The 4,254-nt window shown below is 75.4% G+C and carries 4 protein-coding genes; 3 read left to right on the top strand and 1 reads right to left on the bottom strand.

Annotation, left to right across the window (positions count from 1 at the left end):
- Together DT057_RS05620 and DT057_RS05615 are read left to right on the top strand one after the other, a co-directional pair.
- A partial coding sequence (locus DT057_RS05620; protein WP_244937353.1) for an OmpA family protein occupies positions 1 to 1,583 on the top strand: 1,583 nt, incomplete at its 5' end.
- 7 nt (positions 1,584 to 1,590) lie between these two features.
- Positions 1,591 to 1,878: a hypothetical protein gene (locus tag DT057_RS05615; protein ID WP_128561118.1), complete on the top strand. Its 288-nt coding sequence runs from the start codon at positions 1,591 to 1,593 to the stop codon at positions 1,876 to 1,878.
- 55 nt (positions 1,879 to 1,933) lie between these two features.
- Here the strand turns inward: DT057_RS05615 and DT057_RS05610 are convergent, their stop codons facing one another.
- The gene (locus tag DT057_RS05610) at positions 1,934 to 3,154 is read right to left on the bottom strand and encodes an MFS transporter (RefSeq protein WP_128561119.1); all 1,221 of its coding nucleotides are present in this window, start codon (positions 3,152 to 3,154) and stop codon (positions 1,934 to 1,936) included.
- A 629-nt stretch (positions 3,155 to 3,783) separates the two neighbouring features.
- On the opposite strand from DT057_RS05610, the gene DT057_RS05605 reads away from it, so the two are divergent.
- Positions 3,784 to 4,254 (top strand): Ros/MucR family transcriptional regulator (locus DT057_RS05605; protein WP_128561117.1); only part of this gene is annotated, 471 nt, incomplete at its 3' end.

The following is a 4,254-nucleotide window of genomic DNA, read 5'->3' as shown; positions in this document are numbered from 1 at the left end:
GCCCCGACCGCCTGGATCTCCTGGGCAGCCGGCCGGCGGAGATCGGGCGCGCGGCGCTGGCCGAGCGCCTCGGCGCCGGCCTGCCCGCCGGCCTCGTGCTGCGCGACGGGGCCCGCGCGGCCCGCGGCGCGCCGGAGGGCTTCGCGGAGGCCGCCGCCTTCCTGGTCCGCCAGACGGTGCGCCTGAAGCCCGGCGCCGCGGCGTCCCTGAGCGACCGGACCCTGAGCCTGCGCGGCGAGGCCGCGAGCGTGGACGATTACGCGGCCCTGCGCGCCGCCCTGACGGCGCCGCCGCCCGGCTACGCGGTGGGCGAGGTCGCGGTGGAGCCCGCCCTGGCCGAGCCCTTCACCTGGTCGGTGGCGCGGGGGCCCGAGGGCGTCCGGCTCGCCGGCTACACCGTCTCGGAGGCCGACCGCGCCGCGATCCTGGCGGCGGCCCGCCTCGCGGCGGACGGCGCCCCCGTCGTCGACGCGATGCGCACGGCCCGGGGCCTGCCGGCCGGTCTCGAATCCCGCGCCCTGATCGCCCGCGCCTTCGCGGCCCTGGCGCTCGTGCGCGACGGCCGCGTGACGCTCGAGGGCGGGGCGCTCTCGATCCGGGGCGCCGCCATCGACGCGCAGGCCGTGCGCGAGGCCGACGCCCTCACCACCGGCAGCCTGCCCCCGGGCCTGACGCGCGGCGACGTCGACCTCACCGCCAGCCCGGTGTCGCCCTACGTCGTGTCGATCCGGCGCGGCCCCGACGCCGTCACGCTCTCCGGGCACCTGCCCGATGCCGAGAGCCGCGCCGCGGTCCTGGCGGCCCTGCGGCCCCTCCTGTACGGCGAGCGCGTGGTCGACCGCACCCGCCTCGCCGAGGGGGCGCCGCCGGGCCTCGTGGCGGCCCTCACGGCGGCGGTCGGTCCCCTCGCGCTCCTCGCCAGCGGCGAGGTGACGGCGACGGACACGACCCTGCGCCTCGCCGGCGAGAGCCTCTACGCCGAGAGCGCGCGCCGCCTCTCGGCCGCGGCGGGGCGCCTCGGGCCGCCCGGCTGGCGCGCCGAGGTCGCGGTGGGCGCCAGGGACGCGACGCCGGCCCGGGAGCCCTCCGCCTGCCGGGACGCCTTCGCGGCCCTGGTGGCGGGCCGGACGATCCGCTTCGATCCCGGCAGCGCCGAGCTGAGGCCCGCCTTCTACCCGGTGCTCGACGACGTGGCCGCCCTCGCGCGGACCTGCCCGAGCGAGCGCATCGAGGTCGCGGGCCACGACGACCCGCCGGGCACGGCCGTGCCCGAGGCGCCCAAACCCGCCGAGGCCGCGAAGGCCGCCGAGGCCGGGACGCCCGCCGAGGCCGCGAAGCCCGCGGAGGCGCCGAGATCCGCCGACGCCCGGAAGGCCAAGGGCGCCAGGGCCGACGCGAAGCCGCCCCCGAAGGCGCCCGCCGCCCGGGAGGCGAGCCTGCCCGATCCGGGCCTGCCGCAGCGCCGCGCCGCCGCCATCGTCGACTACCTGCTCAAGGCCGGCGTCCCGGCGAGCCGGATCGCGGCGGCGCCGGCGGAGCCGAGGCCCGAGCGCCGGGCCGTCGAGTTCGCGCTCCGGTCGTGAGGCGGCGATGATCCTCCTCGCGACCCTCTGGCCGGCGGTCCTCGCCGCCCTCCTGGTCGGCCTCGGCGCCGGCCTCTGGGCCGGCTGGCCCGCCGGCCCCGCCCGCCGCGCCGCGGGCGGGCTCCTCGCCCTCGGGCTCGGCCTCGCGGGCCTGGCCCTGGCCGGCGTCGTTCCCGGACGGGCGGGCCTCTGGCTGGAGAGCGCGGCGCTCCTGCTCGCCGCCTACCTGGGCGGCTGCGCGCTGGCCGCCCTCGCGTCCCGGCTCCGGCGCCCGGCCCCGCTGCGCGGGCCCTGAGGAGCCCGCACGGCGGGGCCGTGAAGCCCTTCTGCCCGGCCTTCCGGCGTGCAGGTCACGCGTCGGCGTGCAGGATCTTGCCGCGGGTCTCCGGCAGCGCGTAGGCGGCGAGGAAGAACACCCCGTAGGCCGCCGCCGCGAAGATCGCGATGGCGCTGGCGAGGCTCATGCTGGCCGAGAGGTAGCCGACGAGGGCCGGGAACAGGGCGCCGACGCCGCGGCCGAAATTGTAGCAGAAGCCCTGGCCCGAGCCGCGCAGGCGCGTCGGGTAGAGCTCGGTCAGGAAGGCGCCCATGCCGGAGAAGTAGCCCGAGGCGAAGAAGCCGAGGGGGAAGCCCAGCACCCACAGCACCGCGTTGGAGAGCGGCACCTGGGTGTAGACCAGCACCACCGCGATGGCGCCGAGGGAGAAGATCAGGAACAGCGGGCGCCGGCCGAGCCGGTCGGCGAGCCACGCCCCCGCGAGGTAGCCCGCGAACGACCCGACGATCAGCGCCGCGAGGTAGCCCGTCGAGGAGACGATCGACAGCCCCCGCTCCGTGGTGAGGAAGCGCGGCAGCCAGGTCGTGATGGCGTAGTAGCCGCCCTGGCAGCCCGCCGCCATCAGGGAGGCGAGCAGCGTCGTCCTGAGCAGCGGCCCGGAGAAGATCTCCCAGATGGCCGGGCGGTCGCCGCTCGCCGCGGCCCGGGCCCGGGTCTCGGCGGCGACCTTCGGCTCCTCGACGTAGCGGCGCAGGTAGAACACCAGCAGGGCCGGCGCCGCCCCGATCACGAACATCCAGCGCCACGCGGCCTCGGGCGGCAGCAGGGTGAACAGGATCGCCTGGGCGAGCACCGCGAGGCCCCAGCCGACGGCCCAGCCGGACTGCACCGAGCCGACCGCGCGGCCGCGGTACTGCGCCCGGATCGTCTCGCCCATCAGGACCGCGCCCGCGGCCCACTCGCCGCCGAAGCCCAGGCCGAGCAGCGCCCGGACGATGAGCAACTGCGAGAAATCCTGCGTGAAGGCGCAGACCAGCGAGAAGACCGAGAACCACAGGATGGTGATCTGGAGCGTCAGCACCCGGCCGATCCGGTCGGCGATGTAGCCGGCGAGCCAGCCGCCGAGGGCCGAGGCGAGGAGCGTCACGGTCGCGGCGAGCCCCGCGGTGCCGGCATCGACGTTCCACAGCTTGATGATCGTGCCGATCACCAGGGGGTAGATCATGAAGTCCATGCCGTCGAGGGCCCAGCCGGCGGCGCAGGCCCAGAACGTCCGGCGCTCCGGGGCCGTCATGTCCCGGTAGAAGGCCCCGAGGCTGGCATCCTCGACCGCGACCCGGGCCGCCTCCGCGGCGCGCCCGGGCGGGACGTCCGGTGCGGACGGAACGCCTGGCGTGGCACTCATGGCGTGGCACTCATGGCGTGGAACTCATGGCGGGCGCTCCCCGGCGGCCGGCCTCGGCGGGCGGGCTCGCCGAGAGAGAAGCATCTTTTCTGCCACGCCGTCACTGCCCGCTCGCGATCCCGGCGGCGATTCCCGCAGCCCCGGGCGTCCCTCGCGGGACCGCGCCCGGATCCTGCCTGCCGCAAGGGACGTGGGCCGTCGGCACGGCGCGGCGGCAATACATGACCCGGGCATATGGCGGAACGACGGATATCCGCGATCCTGAAGGCTAACTACCGGAAAAAACGCCGGAAAAACTCATAGAACACGAGGCCGGACCGGCGTTGCCGCCGGTCCTCGACGGCGTGAAAGACCGCAGATGATCGCCGGATCGGCGGACCCGAGGCATTGGTGCGAATGATCGCAAAATTCCGTTGAGAAAACCACAGACCACTCCACGAATGCCTTGCTTTCCGGCGCGGCATGTACTTAAGGAGAGGTTGCCGATTTATCGTTGAAAGCCCCAAGGGTCCTCACGCATGGACGACAGCAGCAAACACCCCGACCGGATCGTGACGCTGACGGCCGACATCATCTCGGCCTACGTCAGCAGCAACCATATCCAGAGCGCTGAACTGCCGAAGCTGATCGCCGATGTGTTCAACGCGCTGCGCGAGATGGCCATCAGCGGCGGCAAGCCGGCCGCGGACCCGGCCCCGCCCAAGGCGACGCCGGCCGAGATCCGCCGCTCGGTCACCCACGACTTCCTGATCAGCTTCGAGGACGGCAAGTCGTACAAGACCCTGCGGCGCCACCTGACGCTTCGGGGACTCACGCCCGAGGCGTACCGCCAGAAATGGGGCCTGCCGCACGACTACCCGATGACCTCCGCGAGCTACTCGGAGCAGCGCTCCGAGCTCGCCCGGGCGCTCGGCCTCGGCCAGCAGCGGCGACGCAGCCTGGTCCGTCCGGCCGCCGTCGAGGGCGGGGACGCCGCCGAGACCGGGCCG

The sequence above is a fragment of the Methylobacterium crusticola genome, from assembly GCF_003574465.1.
Classification (GTDB): Bacteria; Pseudomonadota; Alphaproteobacteria; order Rhizobiales; family Beijerinckiaceae; genus Methylobacterium; species Methylobacterium crusticola.
Note: the sequence above shows the minus strand (reverse complement) of the source record. Positions and strands in the feature narration are given on the sequence as shown.

Bases quoted from the DNA above. Each gene is read 5' to 3' on its own strand.
- DT057_RS05615 (WP_128561118.1), top strand. From the start codon at position 1,591: ATGATCCTCCTCGCGACCCTCTGGCCGGCGGTCCTCGCCGCCCTCCTG.
- DT057_RS05610 (WP_128561119.1), bottom strand. From the start codon at position 3,154: ATGACGGCCCCGGAGCGCCGGACGTTCTGGGCCTGCGCCGCCGGCTGG.